The sequence below is a fragment of the Pseudomonas sp. E141 genome (assembly GCF_052659885.1).
The window spans coordinates 676,792-692,250 of record NZ_CP084024.1 but is presented as its reverse complement, the minus strand read 5'-3'; the positions used below and the strand labels follow the sequence as shown (position 1 = coordinate 692,250).

16 protein-coding genes and 1 tRNA gene are annotated in these 15,459 nt (G+C 59.4%); 10 read left to right on the top strand and 7 right to left on the bottom strand.

The genetic code is table 11. The features are described 5' to 3' along the window. Window positions 1–45: 45 nt before the first annotated feature. On the top strand, window positions 46–819 hold the full coding sequence (locus tag GKKCFE_RS03040) for an SDR family NAD(P)-dependent oxidoreductase (protein WP_445577468.1): 774 nt from the start codon (window positions 46–48) through the stop codon (window positions 817–819). 28 nt (window positions 820–847) lie between these two features. Beyond that, complete coding sequence (locus GKKCFE_RS03035) at window positions 848–1,153, top strand: YkgJ family cysteine cluster protein (protein WP_445577467.1); 306 nt, start codon at window positions 848–850, stop codon at window positions 1,151–1,153. Window positions 1,154–1,251: 98 nt separating this feature from the next. On the opposite strand, the gene GKKCFE_RS03030 is transcribed toward GKKCFE_RS03035, so the two are convergent. The 6 genes from GKKCFE_RS03030 to hemA form a co-directional block, all read right to left on the bottom strand. Continuing rightward, the gene (locus GKKCFE_RS03030) at window positions 1,252–1,770 is read right to left on the bottom strand and encodes an acyloxyacyl hydrolase (RefSeq protein ID WP_047229402.1); all 519 of its coding nucleotides are present in this window, start codon (window positions 1,768–1,770) and stop codon (window positions 1,252–1,254) included. A 113-nt stretch (window positions 1,771–1,883) separates the two neighbouring features. Continuing rightward, on the bottom strand, window positions 1,884–2,675 hold the full coding sequence (gene murI / locus GKKCFE_RS03025) for a glutamate racemase (RefSeq protein ID WP_445577466.1): 792 nt from the start codon (window positions 2,673–2,675) through the stop codon (window positions 1,884–1,886). Next, window positions 2,668–3,426: a molybdopterin-synthase adenylyltransferase MoeB gene (locus GKKCFE_RS03020; RefSeq protein WP_139051145.1), complete on the bottom strand. Its 759-nt coding sequence runs from the start codon at window positions 3,424–3,426 to the stop codon at window positions 2,668–2,670. The genes murI and GKKCFE_RS03020 overlap by 8 nt, the downstream gene beginning before the upstream one ends. Beyond that, window positions 3,420–4,250 carry a peptide chain release factor N(5)-glutamine methyltransferase gene (prmC, locus tag GKKCFE_RS03015; RefSeq protein ID WP_445577465.1) on the bottom strand — a complete coding sequence of 277 codons (831 nt, stop codon included), beginning with the start codon at window positions 4,248–4,250 and terminating at the stop codon, window positions 3,420–3,422. The genes GKKCFE_RS03020 and prmC overlap by 7 nt, the downstream gene beginning before the upstream one ends. A 14-nt stretch (window positions 4,251–4,264) precedes the next feature. After that, window positions 4,265–5,347 (bottom strand): peptide chain release factor 1, encoded by a 1,083-nt coding sequence (gene prfA / locus GKKCFE_RS03010; RefSeq protein WP_047229398.1) that lies wholly within the window; start codon window positions 5,345–5,347, stop codon window positions 4,265–4,267. Next, window positions 5,344–6,633: a glutamyl-tRNA reductase gene (gene hemA / locus GKKCFE_RS03005; RefSeq protein WP_047229397.1), complete on the bottom strand. Its 1,290-nt coding sequence runs from the start codon at window positions 6,631–6,633 to the stop codon at window positions 5,344–5,346. The genes prfA and hemA overlap by 4 nt, the downstream gene beginning before the upstream one ends. A 171-nt stretch (window positions 6,634–6,804) precedes the next feature. Between hemA and GKKCFE_RS03000 the strand changes: the two genes are divergently transcribed. The 8 genes from GKKCFE_RS03000 to ychF all read left to right on the top strand — a co-directional run bounded on the left by GKKCFE_RS03000 (window position 6,805) and on the right by ychF (window position 13,725). Then, on the top strand, window positions 6,805–8,529 hold the full coding sequence (locus tag GKKCFE_RS03000) for a tetratricopeptide repeat protein (protein WP_047229396.1): 1,725 nt from the start codon (window positions 6,805–6,807) through the stop codon (window positions 8,527–8,529). A gap of 4 nt (window positions 8,530–8,533) precedes the next feature. Then, complete coding sequence (gene lolB / locus GKKCFE_RS02995; protein ID WP_047229395.1) at window positions 8,534–9,151, top strand: lipoprotein insertase outer membrane protein LolB; 618 nt, start codon at window positions 8,534–8,536, stop codon at window positions 9,149–9,151. A 1-nt stretch (window position 9,152) separates the two neighbouring features. Beyond that, the gene (gene ispE / locus GKKCFE_RS02990; RefSeq protein WP_047229394.1) at window positions 9,153–10,004 is read left to right on the top strand and encodes a 4-(cytidine 5'-diphospho)-2-C-methyl-D-erythritol kinase; all 852 of its coding nucleotides are present in this window, start codon (window positions 9,153–9,155) and stop codon (window positions 10,002–10,004) included. Window positions 10,005–10,040: 36 nt separating this feature from the next. After that, a tRNA-Gln gene (locus GKKCFE_RS02985) sits at window positions 10,041–10,115 on the top strand. Between the two features lie 47 nt (window positions 10,116–10,162). Next, a complete protein-coding gene (locus GKKCFE_RS02980; RefSeq protein WP_003171603.1) occupies window positions 10,163–11,104 on the top strand; it encodes a ribose-phosphate pyrophosphokinase in 942 nt (313 codons plus the stop codon). A 143-nt stretch (window positions 11,105–11,247) separates the two neighbouring features. Further along, the gene (locus GKKCFE_RS02975; protein ID WP_076386312.1) at window positions 11,248–11,850 is read left to right on the top strand and encodes a 50S ribosomal protein L25/general stress protein Ctc; all 603 of its coding nucleotides are present in this window, start codon (window positions 11,248–11,250) and stop codon (window positions 11,848–11,850) included. Window positions 11,851–12,017: 167 nt separating this feature from the next. Then, window positions 12,018–12,602 carry an aminoacyl-tRNA hydrolase gene (pth, locus tag GKKCFE_RS02970; RefSeq protein ID WP_003185374.1) on the top strand — a complete coding sequence of 195 codons (585 nt, stop codon included), beginning with the start codon at window positions 12,018–12,020 and terminating at the stop codon, window positions 12,600–12,602. A gap of 22 nt (window positions 12,603–12,624) precedes the next feature. Then, on the top strand, window positions 12,625–13,725 hold the full coding sequence (gene ychF, locus GKKCFE_RS02965; protein WP_047229391.1) for a redox-regulated ATPase YchF: 1,101 nt from the start codon (window positions 12,625–12,627) through the stop codon (window positions 13,723–13,725). 159 nt (window positions 13,726–13,884) lie between these two features. Here ychF and GKKCFE_RS02960 read toward each other — a convergent pair whose 3' ends face one another. Beyond that, window positions 13,885–15,432, bottom strand: coding sequence for a TerC family protein (locus GKKCFE_RS02960; protein ID WP_076386314.1), 1,548 nt, complete (start codon window positions 15,430–15,432; stop codon window positions 13,885–13,887). Window positions 15,433–15,459 lie beyond the last annotated feature (27 nt).

Genomic DNA, 15,459 nt, shown 5'->3' with positions numbered 1-15,459 from the left:
TCTTATACCAAATTCGTGCACTCTGCTCGGCGAAGGAAGTATGGAATGGGTCTAGAAACTCGTAAGCGATATTGGCTGACCGGCGCGGGCAACGGAATCGGCGTTTCGTTGGCCGAAGCGATACTCAAAACCGGCGCACACCTGGCCGTTAGCTCGCGCTCGTCGCGCTCGAGTGAAGACCTTTCGGCACGTTATCCGGGACAAGTACTGGCGGTGCCCGGCAACTTGACCGACAGCCAGACCGTACGCGAGATCGGCGAACAGATTGCCCGGCAGTGGGGCTCGCTGGACACCGTGATTCTCAATGCAGGAACCGCCGAATACATCGACGGCCAACCCGCCGACCCTTTGATCATCGAACACATTGTGCGCAGCAATCTGATAGCGGCCAGCTTCTGCATTCACACTGCCCTGCCATTGCTGCGTGCAGGCAACCGGTCCCATCTGGTGGGCATCACCAGCCCGGCGACTTATCTGCCACCGTCATATAGCGAGGCCGACGGCAAAGGCATGCGTTTTCTGTTTGAGTCGGCTCGCGTCGACCTGATGGCCGAGGGCATCGACGTGACGCTGGTTCACCCAGGCTTCGATAGCCCTTCGCTCAGCCTCGACGACTGTTTTCCGGCCCCAGTCCAGTGGACGGCCGAAACGGCGGCACATCACGTGCTGACACAACTGGCCGAGCGCCCCCATGAAGTGGCGCTCCCCGTTTCGTCCATGACCGTCCTCTGGCCGCTACCTTCATCGACCGAATCGATGCTCACTGACGTCAACTCAGATAAAGCGGGGAATGGGTGCCCGATCAAGGGCCAACCCTGAGGGGCGCGGTTGCCTTACACTGCGCGCCATGAAAACCATCCCTGTCCATCAGATCCCCCAGCCTGCCGTCACTTGTTCGACGTGCGCGGCGTGCTGTTGCCAACTGGAAGTGATGCTGCTCACTGACACTGGCGTGCCCGAACGCTTTATCGACACGGACGAATGGGGTGGAGAAGTGATGTTGCGGCTCGACGATGGTTGGTGCGCGGCGCTGGATCGCGACAGTATGAGGTGCACGATCTACGAAAAACGCCCGCTGATCTGCCGCGAGTTCGAGATGGGCGCGCCGGAATGTATTGAAGAACGCAAAGGGATTGCGACTGCATATCGGTAGCCGTGGGAGCGAGCCTGCTCGCGATAGCGGTAGACCAGTCAATATGAGGTTGTCTGATACTTCGCTATCGCGAGCAGGCTCGCTCCCACGGGTTTGGGTTACAGCGGCATCGTGTAATGCAGCGCGTAACTTTCGACACCGTCGTTGGTCGACTTGATGCCGGCGTTGGAGTAATGAGTGGCGCGAATACCCACTTCATGTCCACCGTTGAAGCGCAGGCCGAAACCAATGCGGTCCTCGAACTGAAAAGCCGTACCGAGCTGGTTGTTTTCCACTTGGGTATTTTCAAACAACGCAACACCGATACCCGCCTCGATGTAGGGTTTTACGTTTTGACCGGCAAACTCATACACAAAGACAGGCGAGAACGACAGGCTGTGGTTGCTCGAGGCCTCATCCCCTTCCCAATACGTGTAAGCGCCGCTCCAATAGCCGGTCAGGCGACCGACATCACTCTGTAACCAGCTCTTGTCCCAATCGAACTGCATACCCAAGCGGTAAGTCATGGTCGACTCGCCGGTCTGGCCCACCCCAAACTCCACACCTGCCGCTTGTGCGGAGTAAGTGTGCCCCAACAATGCAGCCGCAAGTGCGGCCAAGCAGAATAAACGCTTCATTAGAAACATCCTTTTCCGAACAGACTTAGTTAGTTTTGTTACAAACAGACAAAGCTATAGAAATCCGCGTTAAAACAGAAGTTCAGCCTGATTTAGGTATTTTTCAGGTTTTTTTACAGACTGAAGCTTCGCACAACGCCGGACGAATTCCATAGCGTTGGTAGGATTTTTCTTAAATGTATCGGATCTGCGCTACTCCAGAATCGCGTTTCGCTGGCGGGACCGGCGGCCAGGAGGCCGCGTTCAGCGAGCAGGCGTTGAAGTTGCCGGGCAACGGCGGCCCCCGTATCGATCAAGCTGATGTGCGCGGGAACCCTGTGCTTGAGCAATGGCTTGAGGAAGGGATAGTGCGTGCAACCCAGGATCAACGTGTCGCAGCCGGCGGCCAGCAACGGTTCGACATAGCCCTGCAGCAGTTGACGCAAAGCCGGGCTCTGGAGATCGCCTGCTTCAATCAGCTCTACCAGCCCGGGGCATGGCTGGGTGATCACCTGCACATCGGTGGCGAACCGATCAAGTAACGCGGCGAATTTGGCGCTTTGTAATGTGCCAGTGGTTGCCAGCACACCGACAATGCCACTTCGAGTGGCGGCCGCCGCCGGTTTGACCGCCGGCTCCATGCCGACAATGGGCCAGTGGGGATAATCGCGACGCAAATCGGCGACCCCGGCAACCGTCGCGGTATTGCAAGCCACCACCAGCGCCTTGGCGCCCTGCTGATGGAGAAAGTTGGCGATGATTGCGCAGCGCTGCCGGATGAATTCCGGGGTTTTCTCGCCGTAGGGAATATGCCCACAGTCTGCAACGTAGAGCAGTGACTCATTGGGCAACAGCCGACGGATCTCCCCCAGCACCGACAGCCCGCCGACACCCGAGTCGAACACACCGACCGGCGCTTCACTCATGCTGGCTGCCACCGCAGACGCTGCACCCCGGATCACGCTTGACCCTCAGCTCACGAAAACGGCTGCCCAAGGCGTCGATCAACAGCAGGCGCCCCACCAGTGGCTCGCCGAAGCCGGCCAACAGTTTCAAGGCTTCAAGGGCTTGCAGACTGCCTACCAACCCCACCAGCGGCCCGAGCACACCGGCTTCGCTGCAGGTCAATTCGGCTTCACTGCCGTGGCCGTAGAGGCAGTGATAGCAGGGGCTTTCCGGGCGGCGTGGATCAAACACCGACAACTGCCCTTCCAGACGAATCGCCGCACCGCTGACCAGCGGTTTGCCTGCAGCGACACACGCCGCATTCACCGCTTCGCGGGTGGAGAAATTGTCGGAACAGTCCAGCACCACATCCACTGCCGCAACGGCAGCAGACAGACTGTCTTCGTCCATGGCCTGTGGGTGAGGCACCAGGCTGATGTCGGGGTTGAGCGCCGTCAGGCGACGCATCGCCGAATCGACCTTGCTCAGGCCCACACTGTCGGTGTCGTGGATGATCTGGCGTTGCAGGTTGGTCAGGTCGACCGTGTCAAAATCCGCCAGGTGCAACTCACCGACGCCAGCAGCGGCCAGGTACAACGCCACCGGAGCGCCAAGTCCGCCGAGGCCGACAATCAATACGCGGCTGTGCTTGAGTCGCAGTTGCCCGTCGATGTCGACGTGCTGCAACAGAATCTGCCGGCTATAGCGCAACAACTCCTGATCGTTCAGCACGGCAGGCGCCCCAGGCTGATGCGCTCATGCCCACCCAGGTCCTGGCGGCTGTGGACTTCAGTAAACCCTTGGGTTTGCAGCAGATCACGCACCGCGTCGGCCTGATCGTAACCGTGCTCGAGCATCAACCAGCCACCCGTTTCTAGATGATCGGGGGCCTGGGCGATGATTGTGCGCAAATCATCAAGTCCGTCGTGCCCTGCCACCAGGGCACTGGCCGGCTCGAACCGCACGTCGCCCTCCGCCAGATGAGGATCGGTGGCGGCTATATAAGGTGGGTTGCTAATGATCAGCTCAAAACGCTCACCGTCCAAAGCGCTGAACCAGTGGCTGCTCAGTACCGTGACGTTGCGCAGGTCCAGGCGCTGGCGATTGCGTTCGGCCAGGGCCACCGCCTCCAGCACACGGTCGACCGCGGTGACTGTCCAGGCCGGGCGCTCGCTGGCCAATGCCAGGGCAATCGCGCCGCTGCCGGTGCCCAGATCCAGAACCCTCGCCGGTGCGGCCGGCAGCAAGGCCAGCGCGGTTTCCACCAGCAGTTCGGTGTCGGGGCGCGGAATCAAGGTGTGAGGCGCCACTTCCAGGTCCAGGTTCCAGAAGCCTTGCTGCCCGAGGATATAAGCCACTGGCTCGCCAGAACGACGGCGGCGCAGGTATTCAGAGAACAACAACGCCGCTTCGCTTGGCACGATTCGCTCGGGCCAGGTGTGCAGGAAGCTGCGGGGCTTGCCCAGTGCCGCGGCCAGCAGCAATTCGGCATCCAGTCGGGACGTGGGCGAATCCGGCAGCTCGGCGGCGCGTAACAAACTGGCGATGATGGTCATATGTTCACCTGTGCTTACTCGCCAATCGCGGCCAACTGGTCGGCCTGGTATTCGGCCAGCAACGGTTCGATTACTGCGTCGACGCCGCCGGCGAGAATTTCGTCGAGCGAATACAGCGTCAGGTTGACTCGATGGTCGGTGACCCGACCCTGGGCAAAGTTGTAGGTACGAATCCGCTCCGAGCGATCTCCCGAGCCCACCAACAGCTTGCGTTCGCTGGCGATGGCGTTGGCCGCAGCGCTGGTCTGTTGATCATTGAGCTTGGCCGACAACCACGACATGGCGCGCGCACGGTTCTTGTGCTGGGAACGTTCTTCCTGGCACTCGACCACAATGCCCGAAGGCAGGTGAGTGATACGGATAGCCGAATCGGTCTTGTTGACGTGCTGACCGCCCGCACCCGAGGAGCGGTAGGTGTCGACCCGCAGGTCCGCCGGGTTGATCTCGATGGCTTCCTGCTCGTCCGGCTCGGGCAAAACCGCCACGGTACAGGCCGAAGTGTGGATACGCCCCTGGGATTCGGTGGCCGGGACACGCTGCACGCGGTGGGCGCCGGATTCGAATTTCAGCTTGCCGTAGACGTTGTCACCTTCGACCCGGGCGATGACCTCTTTATAGCCACCGTGTTCGCCTTCGTTCTCCGAGAGGATCTCCACCCGCCAGCCGCGACGCTCGGCGTAACGCGAATACATGCGGAACAGGTCCCCGGAGAATATCGCCGCTTCGTCGCCGCCGGTGCCGGCACGGATCTCGAGAAACACATTGCGACCGTCATTCGGATCCTTGGGCAACAACATGCGTTGCAGGTTGCTTTCAAGCTCGAGCAACTGCTCCTTGGCTTCACGGACTTCCTCGACCGCCATTTCGCGCATGTCCGGATCGCTGTCCTTGAGCAACGCCTGGGCGCCTTCAAGGTCGCCCTGCACTTTGAGCAACTGTTTATAGGTGGCGACGATCGGCTCGACTTCGGCGTATTCCTTGGAATACGTGCGGAACTTGTTCTGGTCGGAAATGACTTCACCATCGCCCAGCAGGGCGGTCAGTTCCTCGAAACGGTCCTGGAGAATGTCCAGCTTATTGAGCAGTGACGCTTTCATTGCGATTTTTTATCCGAAAAACTATCCGGTGAACCCTCACCGAGGGCAAAGAGTTCCTGGGCCATGGCCAACGCATCGAGGCGGCCTTCGGCGGTCAGCTTCTTGAGCTGGACACTGGGCGCGTGAAGCAATTTATTGGTCAGGCCGCGAGCCAGTTGCACCAGCACCTCTTCGGCGCTGCCACCGTTGGCCAGCAGGCGCTGGGCCTTTTGCAGCTCTTCGTCGCGCAGGCGTTCGCTCTGCTGACGATAAGCCTTGAGCACATCCACCGCCGCCAGCTCGCGCAGGCGGACCATGAAGTCCTCGGCGCCAATGGTGATCATTTCTTCGGCCGCCTGGGCCGCCCCTTGCCGGCTCTTGAGGTTCTCGGCGACCACTTCGTGCAGGTCGTCGACGCTGTACAGATAAACGTCGTCGAGCTCGCCCACTTCCGGCTCGATGTCCCGGGGAACGGCAATATCCACCATGAAAATCGGCTTGTGCTTGCGCAGTTTCAGGGCGCTTTCCACCGCGCCTTTGCCCAGGATCGGCAACTGGCTGGCGGTGGAGCTGATGACGATGTCACTGTGCACCAGCTCGGCCGGGATGTCCGACAGCAGCACAGCATGGGCGCCGAACTGCTCGGCCAGGGTACTGGCGCGCTCCAGGGTACGGTTGGCAACCACGATACGCTTGACCCCCAGGTCGTGCAGATGGCGCGCCACCAGGGTGATGGTCTCCCCCGCGCCGATCAGCAGCGCCTGGCTGCGTTGCAGATCGCTGAAAATCTGTTTCGCCAGGCTGACCGCGGCAAATGCCACGGACACCGGGTTTTCGCCGATGGCGGTGTCGGTGCGCACCTGTTTGGCGGCATTGAACGTGGCCTGGAACAAGCGCCCCAGCAGAGGCCCGACCGTGCCGGCCTCACGGGCCACGGCGTAGGCCGACTTCATCTGGCCGAGAATCTGCGGTTCGCCCAGCACCAGCGAATCGAGCCCGGAGGCAACGCGCATCATGTGACGAACGGCCGCATCGTCTTCATGCACATAGGCACTGGCGCGCAGCTCTTCAAGACTCAGATCGTGATATTCGGCCAGCCAGCGCAGCACGGTATCGGCCGAAATGTGATCCTGCTCTATATAAAGCTCGCTGCGATTGCAGGTGGAGAGGATGGCAGCCTCGCGGCTCTCGGTGAGTCGGCAAAGCTGCTGCAGGGCCTCAACCAGTTGCTCAGGCGTAAAGGCCACGCGCTCGCGGACGTCTACGGAAGCAGTCTTGTGGTTAATACCAAGTGCAAGGAAGGCCATTCAAGGTCGCTGATAGTGACGTGAAGCCGGCAATTGTCCTACTTCGCCAGATTCAGAACAACCACTCGATATCTATCGCCCTGCCCCGTGCCGTAAATCGACGGGCCGGTTATGTTTGACCGAAGGCTGTGTCATGATGATCCGACCGCAGGTTAGTCGTCCTTTTCCTATATGAATAGATCTTCCGCGTTGCTCCTCGCTTTTGCCTTGCTCGGCGGCTGTCAGTCCATGGCCCCCGTGTCGACAGACGGTACGCCGCCGGTCGAAGACAGCACCCAGGCCCCTGAAAAGCCCAAGGTCTATAGCTCATTCAGCGAAGAAACCATTTTCAGCCTGTTGAGCGCCGAACTGGCAGGCCAGCGCAATCGCTTCGACATTGCGCTGGACAACTACGTCACCCAGGCCATCAACACACAGGACCCGGGCATCTCCGAGCGGGCGTTTCGCATTGCCGAATACCTGGGTGCCGACCAGCCCGCCCTGGATACCGCACTGATCTGGGCCAAAAACGCCCCGCAAGACCTCGAAGCGCAACGCGCCGCCGCCGTGCAACTGGCCCGGGCCGGACGCTACGACGACTCCATGGTGTATATGGAGAAAGTCCTGCTGGGCAAGGGCGACACCCATTTCGACTTCCTTGCGCTATCAGCGGCCGATACCGACCAGGAAACCCGCGACGGCCTGACTAAAAGCTTCGACCGACTGCTGCAGCGCCATCCCGATAACGGTCAGCTGATTTTCGGCAAGGCCCTGCTGCTGCAACAGGATGGTGACATCCAGGGCGCCCTTTCCCTGCTGGAAGACAACCCTCCGCAAGCGGGCGAAGTGGCGCCGATTCTGCTGCGCGCTCGCTTGCTGCAAGGGGCGAACCGCGGCGACGAAGCCCTGCCGTTGCTGGAAAAAGCCATCAGGCAATACCCGGACGACAAGCGCCTGCGTCTCACCTACGCGCGCATGCTGGTGGAAAACGACCGCATGGACGACGCCAAGGTGGAGTTTTCCAGCCTGGTCCAGCAGTACCCTGAAGACGATGAATTGCGCTATTCCCTGGCGTTGGTCTGCCTGGAAGCCAAAGCGTGGGAAGAAGCCAAGGGTCACCTGGAAGACCTGATTGCGCGGGGAACGCATGTCGACTCCGCCCACTTGAACCTGGGCCGCATCGCGGAAGAGCGCAACGATCCCGAGAGTGCACTGCTCGAGTACGCCCAGGTCGGCCCAGGCAACGATTATCTGCCGGCCCAGTTGCGCCAGGCCGATATCCTGATGAGCAACGGCAAAACGGCCGAGGCCCAGAGTCGCCTCGCCGTGCAGCGGGACACCCAGCCGGACTACGGCATCCAGTTGTATCTGATCGAGGCTGAAACCCTGTCGGCCAATAATCAGGGCGACAAAGCCTGGACCGTGCTCGATCGGGCGTTGAAGCAGTACCCGGACGACCTGAACCTGTTGTATACCCGCGCCATGCTGGCGGAAAAACGCAATGACCTGGCGCAAATGGAGAAAGACCTGCGCCTGATCATCCAGCGCGACCCCGACAATGCCATGGCCCTCAATGCCCTGGGCTACACCTTGTCTGATCGCACCACCCGATACGCCGAAGCCAAGGTGCTGATCGAACAGGCCCACCAGCTCAACCCGGAAGACCCGGCGGTGCTCGACAGTCTTGGCTGGGTGCATTTCCGCCTGGGTAACCTCGACGAGGCCGAACGCCTGCTGCGCCAGGCCCTGGAGCGCTTTCCCGACCAGGAAGTCGCCGCGCACCTGGGCGAAGTCCTGTGGGCCAACGGCAAACAGCGCGAAGCCCGGCAGATCTGGAGCAAGTTCCTCAAGGAACAGCCCGACAGCCCCATCCTGCGCAGCACCATCAAACGCCTGACCGGATCAGAGACCCTTTAAAATTATGCTTTTGCGCCACTTCATCGTTTTCAGCTTTATCGCCCTGCTCGCCGGTTGCGCCGGCTTCGGCGCCCGAGAATCCGTCCAGGGCCACGGCAACACGGCCCAATGGCGAGAGCACAAGGAACAACTGAGCGGTCTCGACGGCTGGCAGATCGACGGCAAGATCGGCATACGCGCACCGAAAGACTCGGGCAGTGGCACGCTGTTCTGGCTGCAACGCCAGGACTACTACGACATTCGCCTGTCCGGTCCGCTGGGTCGTGGCGCGGCGCGCCTGACCGGCCGACCAGGCCAGGTTTCGCTGGAAGTGGCCAATCAGGGTCGCTACGAATCACCCTCGCCGGAAGCCTTGCTGGAAGAACAACTGGGCTGGAAGCTGCCCGTATCCCACCTGACCTGGTGGGTTCGCGGCCTGCCGGCACCGGACAGCAAAAGCCGCCTGACCCTCGATGCCGACAGTCGTCTGTCCAACCTGGAGCAGGACGACTGGCAGATCGAATACCTAAGCTACGCCGAGCAAAACGGTTACTGGTTGCCCGAGCGCATCAAACTGCACGGCAGCAACCTGGACGTCACGCTGGTGATCAAGCAATGGCAGCCGCGCAAGCTGGGGCAATGACATGACCGCTGCGCGCCTGACCCTGCCCTCCCCGGCCAAGCTCAACCTGATGTTGCACATCCTGGGCCGTCGCCCGGACGGCTATCACGAGTTGCAGACGATTTTTCAGTTTCTCGACTACGGCGATGAAATCACCTTTGCCGTGCGTGACGACGGCGTGATTCATCTGCACACCGAATTCGAAGGTGTTCCTCACGACAGCAACCTGATCGTCAAAGCCGCGAAAAAACTTCAAGAGCAATCCGGGTGTTCGCTGGGCATTGATATCTGGATCGAAAAAATCCTGCCCATGGGCGGCGGCATCGGCGGCGGCAGCTCAAACGCGGCGACGACTTTGCTGGGGCTCAACCACCTGTGGCAGCTGGGTTGGGACGCCGATCGCCTGGCCGCATTGGGCCTGACGCTGGGTGCCGACGTGCCGGTTTTCGTACGGGGCCACGCGGCTTTTGCCGAGGGCGTCGGGGAAAAACTCACACCGGTAGAGCCCGAGGAACCCTGGTACTTGGTGCTGGTGCCGCAAGTATCTGTAAGTACAGCAGAAATTTTTTCAGATCCACTGTTGACACGTAACTCTCCTCCCATTAAAGTGCGCCCCGTTCCCAAGGGAAACAGTCGAAATGACTGCTTACCGGTGGTAGCAAGGCGTTATCCAGATGTTCGTAACGCTTTGAATTTGTTAGGTAAATTTACCGAAGCAAAACTCACCGGAACTGGAAGTTGTGTGTTTGGGGGCTTCCCAAGCAAAGCTGAAGCTGATAAAGTCTCGGCCCTTCTGACAGAGACCCTTACAGGGTTTGTAGCAAAAGGAAGCAACGTTTCGATGTTGCATCGCAAGCTGCAAAGTCTGCTCTAACGGAATCGAGTGCTGGGCACTCGAAGCAACAGATACAGGGGCGTCGCCAAGCGGTAAGGCAGCAGGTTTTGATCCTGCCATGCGTTGGTTCGAATCCAGCCGCCCCTGCCATTTTCCTATACTCATCCAGGTATACCCTCAGCCTTCAGGTACTGCGCGTGTCCAAGATGATGGTCTTTACGGGGAACGCTAACCCCGATCTGGCTCGGCGTGTTGTACGTCAGCTGCATATCCCTCTCGGTGACATTTCTGTCGGTAAGTTCTCCGACGGCGAGATCACTGCCGAGATCAATGAAAACGTTCGCGGTAAAGACGTCTTCATTATTCAGCCGACTTGCGCTCCGACCAACGATAACCTGATGGAACTCGTCGTGATGGCTGATGCCTTCCGCCGCTCCTCGGCTACTCGTATTACTGCTGTTATTCCTTACTTTGGTTATGCCCGTCAGGATCGCCGTCCGCGTTCCGCACGTGTGGCAATCAGCGCGAAAGTCGTGGCTGACATGCTTACCGTAGTCGGCATCGATCGTGTGCTCACGGTCGATCTGCATGCTGACCAGATTCAGGGCTTCTTCGATATTCCCGTGGATAACATCTACGGCTCCCCGGTTCTGGTGGATGACATTGAAGATCAGCGCTTCGAAAACCTGATGATCGTGTCCCCGGACATTGGCGGCGTCGTGCGTGCACGGGCCGTTGCCAAATCCCTGGGCGTTGATCTGGGTATCATCGACAAACGCCGTGAGAAAGCCAATCACTCCGAAGTGATGCATATCATCGGCGACGTCGAAGGGCGTACCTGTATTCTGGTCGACGACATGGTCGATACCGCCGGCACCCTGTGCCACGCGGCCAAGGCCCTGAAAGAGCATGGCGCTGCCAAGGTCTTTGCCTACTGCACACACCCTGTGCTGTCGGGTCGAGCGATCGAAAACATTGAAAATTCCGTGCTGGACGAGCTGGTGGTCACTAACACCATCCCGCTGTCCGCTGCAGCACAAGCCTGTGCGCGTATCCGCCAACTGGATATCGCACCGGTTGTTGCCGAGGCGGTTCGCCGCATCAGCAATGAAGAATCGATCAGTGCGATGTTCCGTTAAGGGCCCTGCCCTTTCCATTACATCTCGTTGACGAAAAGCGCCCCGCCCCGACATTACCTGCCGGGGCGGGGCTTTTTTGCCCATATCGCCTTTAGCGCTGGTCGCAAGCGCTGGGGTGAATGTGGTTACTTTGGAGATACAACATGAACGAATTTACCCTGAATGCTGAAGTGCGTTCCGACCTGGGGAAAGGTGCGAGCCGCCGCCTGCGTCGTCTCGCAAGCCTGGTTCCAGCTGTAGTCTACGGTGGCGACAAAGCCCCTGAGTCCATCAGCATGCTGGCCAAAGAAGTTGCCAAACTGCTCGAAAACGAAGCGGCCTACAGCCACATCATCGAGCTGAACGTTGGCGGCACCAAGCAAAACGTCGTGATCAAAGCCCTGCAGCGTCACCCGGCCAAAGGCCACGTGATGCACGCTGACTTCGTACGCGTTGTTGCCGGTCAGAAGCTGACTGCTGTTGTTCCAGTGCACTTCATCAACGAAGCTGCTCCGGTCAAGAAAGGCGGCGAAATCTCGCACGTAACTTCCGAGCTGGAAGTTTCCTGCCTGCCGAAAGACCTGCCTGAATTCATCGAAGTCGACCTGGCTGACGCCGAAATCGGCACGATCATTCACCTGTCCGACCTCAAGGCCCCTAAAGGCGTTGAGTTTGTTGCCCTGGCGCACGGCGATGACAAGGCTGTTGCCAACGTCCACGCTCCACGTGTTGCTCCAGAAGCGACTGAAGAAGAAGCTGCAGAGTAATTTCACTCTGTCGCCGGAGTGACCGGAAACATCGCGGACTGGAACGTAGCGAGACAGCGGGCGAGAACGCGAAGTTTACTTAACGGTAGATCCGCCATTTTCGTCCCACTGTCGCAACACCGTTTGAGCGCGACGTTGTTATCCACACTCCAGGAAGGGCCCCTATCGTGACTGCCATTAAACTGATCGTTGGCCTGGGAAATCCAGGCGCTGAATACGAACAGACCCGGCATAACGCAGGGGCCCTTTTTGTTGAGCGCATCGCGCACGCACAAGGCGTCAGCCTGGCGGCCGATCGCAAATATTTCGGCCTGACCGGGCGTTTCTCACACCAGGGTCAGGATGTTCGTCTGTTGATTCCCACTACCTACATGAACCGCAGCGGCCAGGCCGTGGCGGCATTGGCCGGTTTCTTTCGCATCAAACCTGAAGAAATCCTGGTGGCCCACGACGAACTCGACCTGCCTCCGGGCGTCGCCAAGCTCAAGCAGGGCGGCGGCCATGGCGGTCACAACGGATTGCGCGACATCATCGCGCAACTGGGTAATCAGAATACCTTTCACCGCCTGCGGCTCGGCATCGGCCACCCGGGCGTTGCCAGCATGGTTTCAAATTTTGTCCTGGGTCGTGCGCCTCGCGCCGAACAGGAAAAACTCGATGCCAGCATCGACTTTGCCCTCGGCGTGCTGCCGGATATCCTCGCCGGTGAATGGAACCGCGCGATGAAAAACCTGCACAGCCAGAAGGCCTGACTCTACTCCGAGGGGAAACACCATGGGATTCAATTGCGGCATCGTCGGCCTGCCTAACGTCGGCAAGTCCACCCTGTTCAACGCCCTGACCAAGTCCGGTATCGCGGCCGAAAACTTCCCCTTCTGCACCATCGAGCCTAACAGCGGCATCGTGCCGATGCCCGACCCACGCCTGGAAGCGCTGGCGGCCATCGTCAATCCCAAACGCATCCTGCCGACCACCATGGAATTCGTCGACATCGCCGGTCTCGTCGCCGGCGCCTCGAAAGGTGAAGGCCTGGGTAACAAGTTCCTGGCCAACATCCGTGAAACCGATGCAATCGCCCACGTGGTGCGCTGCTTTGAAGATGAGAACGTCATTCACGTCTCCAACAGCGTCGACCCCAAGCGTGACATCGAGATCATTGACCTTGAGCTGATCTTCGCCGACCTCGACAGCTGTGAGAAGCAACTGCAGAAAGTCGCTCGCAACGCCAAGGGTGGCGACAAGGACGCAGTGGTCCAGAAGGGCCTGCTGGAGCAGTTGATCGCCCACTTCACCGAAGGCAAGCCCGCGCGCAGCCTGATGAAGAACATGAGCACCGATGAGAAGCTGGTGATCAAGGGCTTCCACCTGCTGACAACCAAGCCGGTCATGTACATCGCCAACGTCGCTGAAGACGGTTTCGAGAACAACCCGCACCTGGACGTGGTCCGGGCCATCGCCGAAGAAGAAGGCGCCATGGTCGTTCCGGTCTGCAACAAGATCGAAGCGGAAATCGCCGAGCTGGACGATGGTGAGGAGAAAGACATGTTCCTCGAGGCCCTGGGCCTGGAAGAGCCCGGCCTGAACCGCGTGATCCGCGCCGGTTACGAAATGCTCCACCTGCAGACTTACTTCACTGCCGGTGTCGAAGAGGTCCGCGCCTGGACCGTACGCGTCGGCGCCACTGCCCCGCAAGCCGCTGGCGTGATCCACACCGACTTCGAAAAAGGCTTCATCCGCGCCGAAGTCATCGCCTACGCAGACTTCATCCAGTACAAGGGTGAAGCTGGCGCCAAGGAAGCCGGTAAATGGCGCCTGGAAGGCAAGGAATACATCGTCAAGGATGGCGACGTGATGCACTTCCGCTTCAACGTCTAAGAGAGCCCGTGGAATCACACGGACTTCCCTAGACGAAAAAATCCCCGTAATCATGACTGATACGGGGATTTTTTTCGTCTAGGGATTTCCACCGGTGACAGAGGCTCGCCATACGCTTCAAACAAACGAGGCCGCGGATGCGGCCCCAATTCTTCCACGTTAGCTTTTACGCAACAGCACCCTAGTCACTCGACGCTCTTCAACCTCGACAACGGTCATGCTCCACTCTTGCCAATCGAGTTTGTCTCCGATGATCGGCAAGCGGTCCAGCAAGCTCATGACCAACCCGGCGAGCGTCTGATAGTCATCCGTCGCTTTTGCCTGGAAGCCGATGTGTTCGCGCACCTGGCTGAGATTCAGCGCGCCGCTGACCAGAAATCCGTCATCCTGGGCCACGATGTTCGGACCCTCTATTTCACTGGCATCGGGCAGTTCACCCGCGATGGATTCGAGAATATCGGTCATGGTGAGAAGACCAATGAAATCACCGAACTCGTTCACCACGAAGGCGATGTGGGTCGACTCTTTGCGCATCTGTTCCAGCGCGTTGAGAATCGTGAAGTTGTCCAGCAGGTTGATGGCCTTGCGAGCCATGGCTTCCAGATTCGGCTCGTTGCCCGCCAACAGTTCCTTGAGCAACTCCTTCTTGTGGATGAACCCCAGAGGCTCATCCACACGGCCGTCGCGGATCAACGGCAACCTGGAATACGACGAGTGCATCAGCCTGGTGCGGATCTCGTCTGGGGAATCGGCCAGGTCGAGGTGGTCGATTTCCGCACGATGAGTCATGACACTGCGTATTGGGCGCTCCGCCAACTGCAGCACACCACTGATCATGACCCGCTCACGTCGGTGGAAGACCTGTTCGGCTTCGTCGCCTGACAGCATGTCAGCGATCTCTTCACCGACTTCATCAGCCCCCAACTTGTGCCCACCCAGTAAACGCATGACCGCATGGGCAGTGCGTTCGCGCATAGGACGATGCCCCTGCATGCTCTTCTTGCGACGAGAGCGAGCCAACTGGTTGAACAGTTCGATCAGGATCGAAAAACCGATCGCGGCATAGAGGTAGCCTTTCGGAATGTGGAAGCCCAGGCCCTCAGCCGTGAGGCTGAAGCCGATCATCATCAGAAAGCCCAGACAGAGCATGATGACGGTTGGGTGGCTGTTGACGAACTGGGTCAGGGGCTTACTTGCGATGATCATCAGGCCGATGGAGAAAATCACCGCGATCATCATGACCGACAGATGTTCCACCATGCCCACGGCCGTGATCACGGCGTCCAGGGAGAAGACCGCGTCCAGCACCACAATCTGCGCAACGATAGGCCAGAACATCGCATAGGCGGCGTTACCTGTACGCTCGGTGACATGCCCCTCGAGTCGTTCATGCAACTCCATGGTGGCCTTGAACAACAGGAATACACCACCGAACAGCATGATCAGGTCCCGGCCCGAGAACGTCTTGTCGAAGACCTCGAACAACGGCTCGGTCAGGGTCACCATCCAGGAGATGCTGGCCAGCAGGCCAAGGCGCATCAACAATGCCAGCGACAGGCCAATGATCCGGGCACGATCGCGCTGCTCCGGCGGCAGCTTGTCAGCCAGGATGGCAATAAACACAAGGTTATCAATGCCGAGCACCAGCTCCAGCACGATCAGGGTCAGCAGGCCAAGCCATGCCGTCGGATCAGCAATCCATTCCATAAGGGTTATTCAACCTCTCGTAGAGTC

Coding starts and splice junctions, on each gene's coding strand:
- GKKCFE_RS03040 (WP_445577468.1), top strand. CDS start 46: ATGGGTCTAGAAACTCGTAAGCGATATTGGCTGACCGGCGCGGGCAAC.
- prfA (WP_047229398.1), bottom strand. CDS start 5,347: ATGAAAGCGTCACTGCTCAATAAGCTGGACATTCTCCAGGACCGTTTC.
- murI (WP_445577466.1), bottom strand. CDS start 2,675: ATGAGTGAAGCGCCGGTCGGTGTGTTCGACTCGGGTGTCGGCGGGCTG.
- GKKCFE_RS02960 (WP_076386314.1), bottom strand. CDS start 15,432: ATGGAATGGATTGCTGATCCGACGGCATGGCTTGGCCTGCTGACCCTG.
- GKKCFE_RS03000 (WP_047229396.1), top strand. CDS start 6,805: ATGAATAGATCTTCCGCGTTGCTCCTCGCTTTTGCCTTGCTCGGCGGC.
- hemA (WP_047229397.1), bottom strand. CDS start 6,633: ATGGCCTTCCTTGCACTTGGTATTAACCACAAGACTGCTTCCGTAGAC.
- prmC (WP_445577465.1), bottom strand. CDS start 4,250: ATGACCATCATCGCCAGTTTGTTACGCGCCGCCGAGCTGCCGGATTCG.
- ispE (WP_047229394.1), top strand. CDS start 9,153: ATGACCGCTGCGCGCCTGACCCTGCCCTCCCCGGCCAAGCTCAACCTG.
- ychF (WP_047229391.1), top strand. CDS start 12,625: ATGGGATTCAATTGCGGCATCGTCGGCCTGCCTAACGTCGGCAAGTCC.
- lolB (WP_047229395.1), top strand. CDS start 8,534: ATGCTTTTGCGCCACTTCATCGTTTTCAGCTTTATCGCCCTGCTCGCC.
- GKKCFE_RS02975 (WP_076386312.1), top strand. CDS start 11,248: ATGAACGAATTTACCCTGAATGCTGAAGTGCGTTCCGACCTGGGGAAA.
- GKKCFE_RS03030 (WP_047229402.1), bottom strand. CDS start 1,770: ATGAAGCGTTTATTCTGCTTGGCCGCACTTGCGGCTGCATTGTTGGGG.
- GKKCFE_RS03035 (WP_445577467.1), top strand. CDS start 848: ATGAAAACCATCCCTGTCCATCAGATCCCCCAGCCTGCCGTCACTTGT.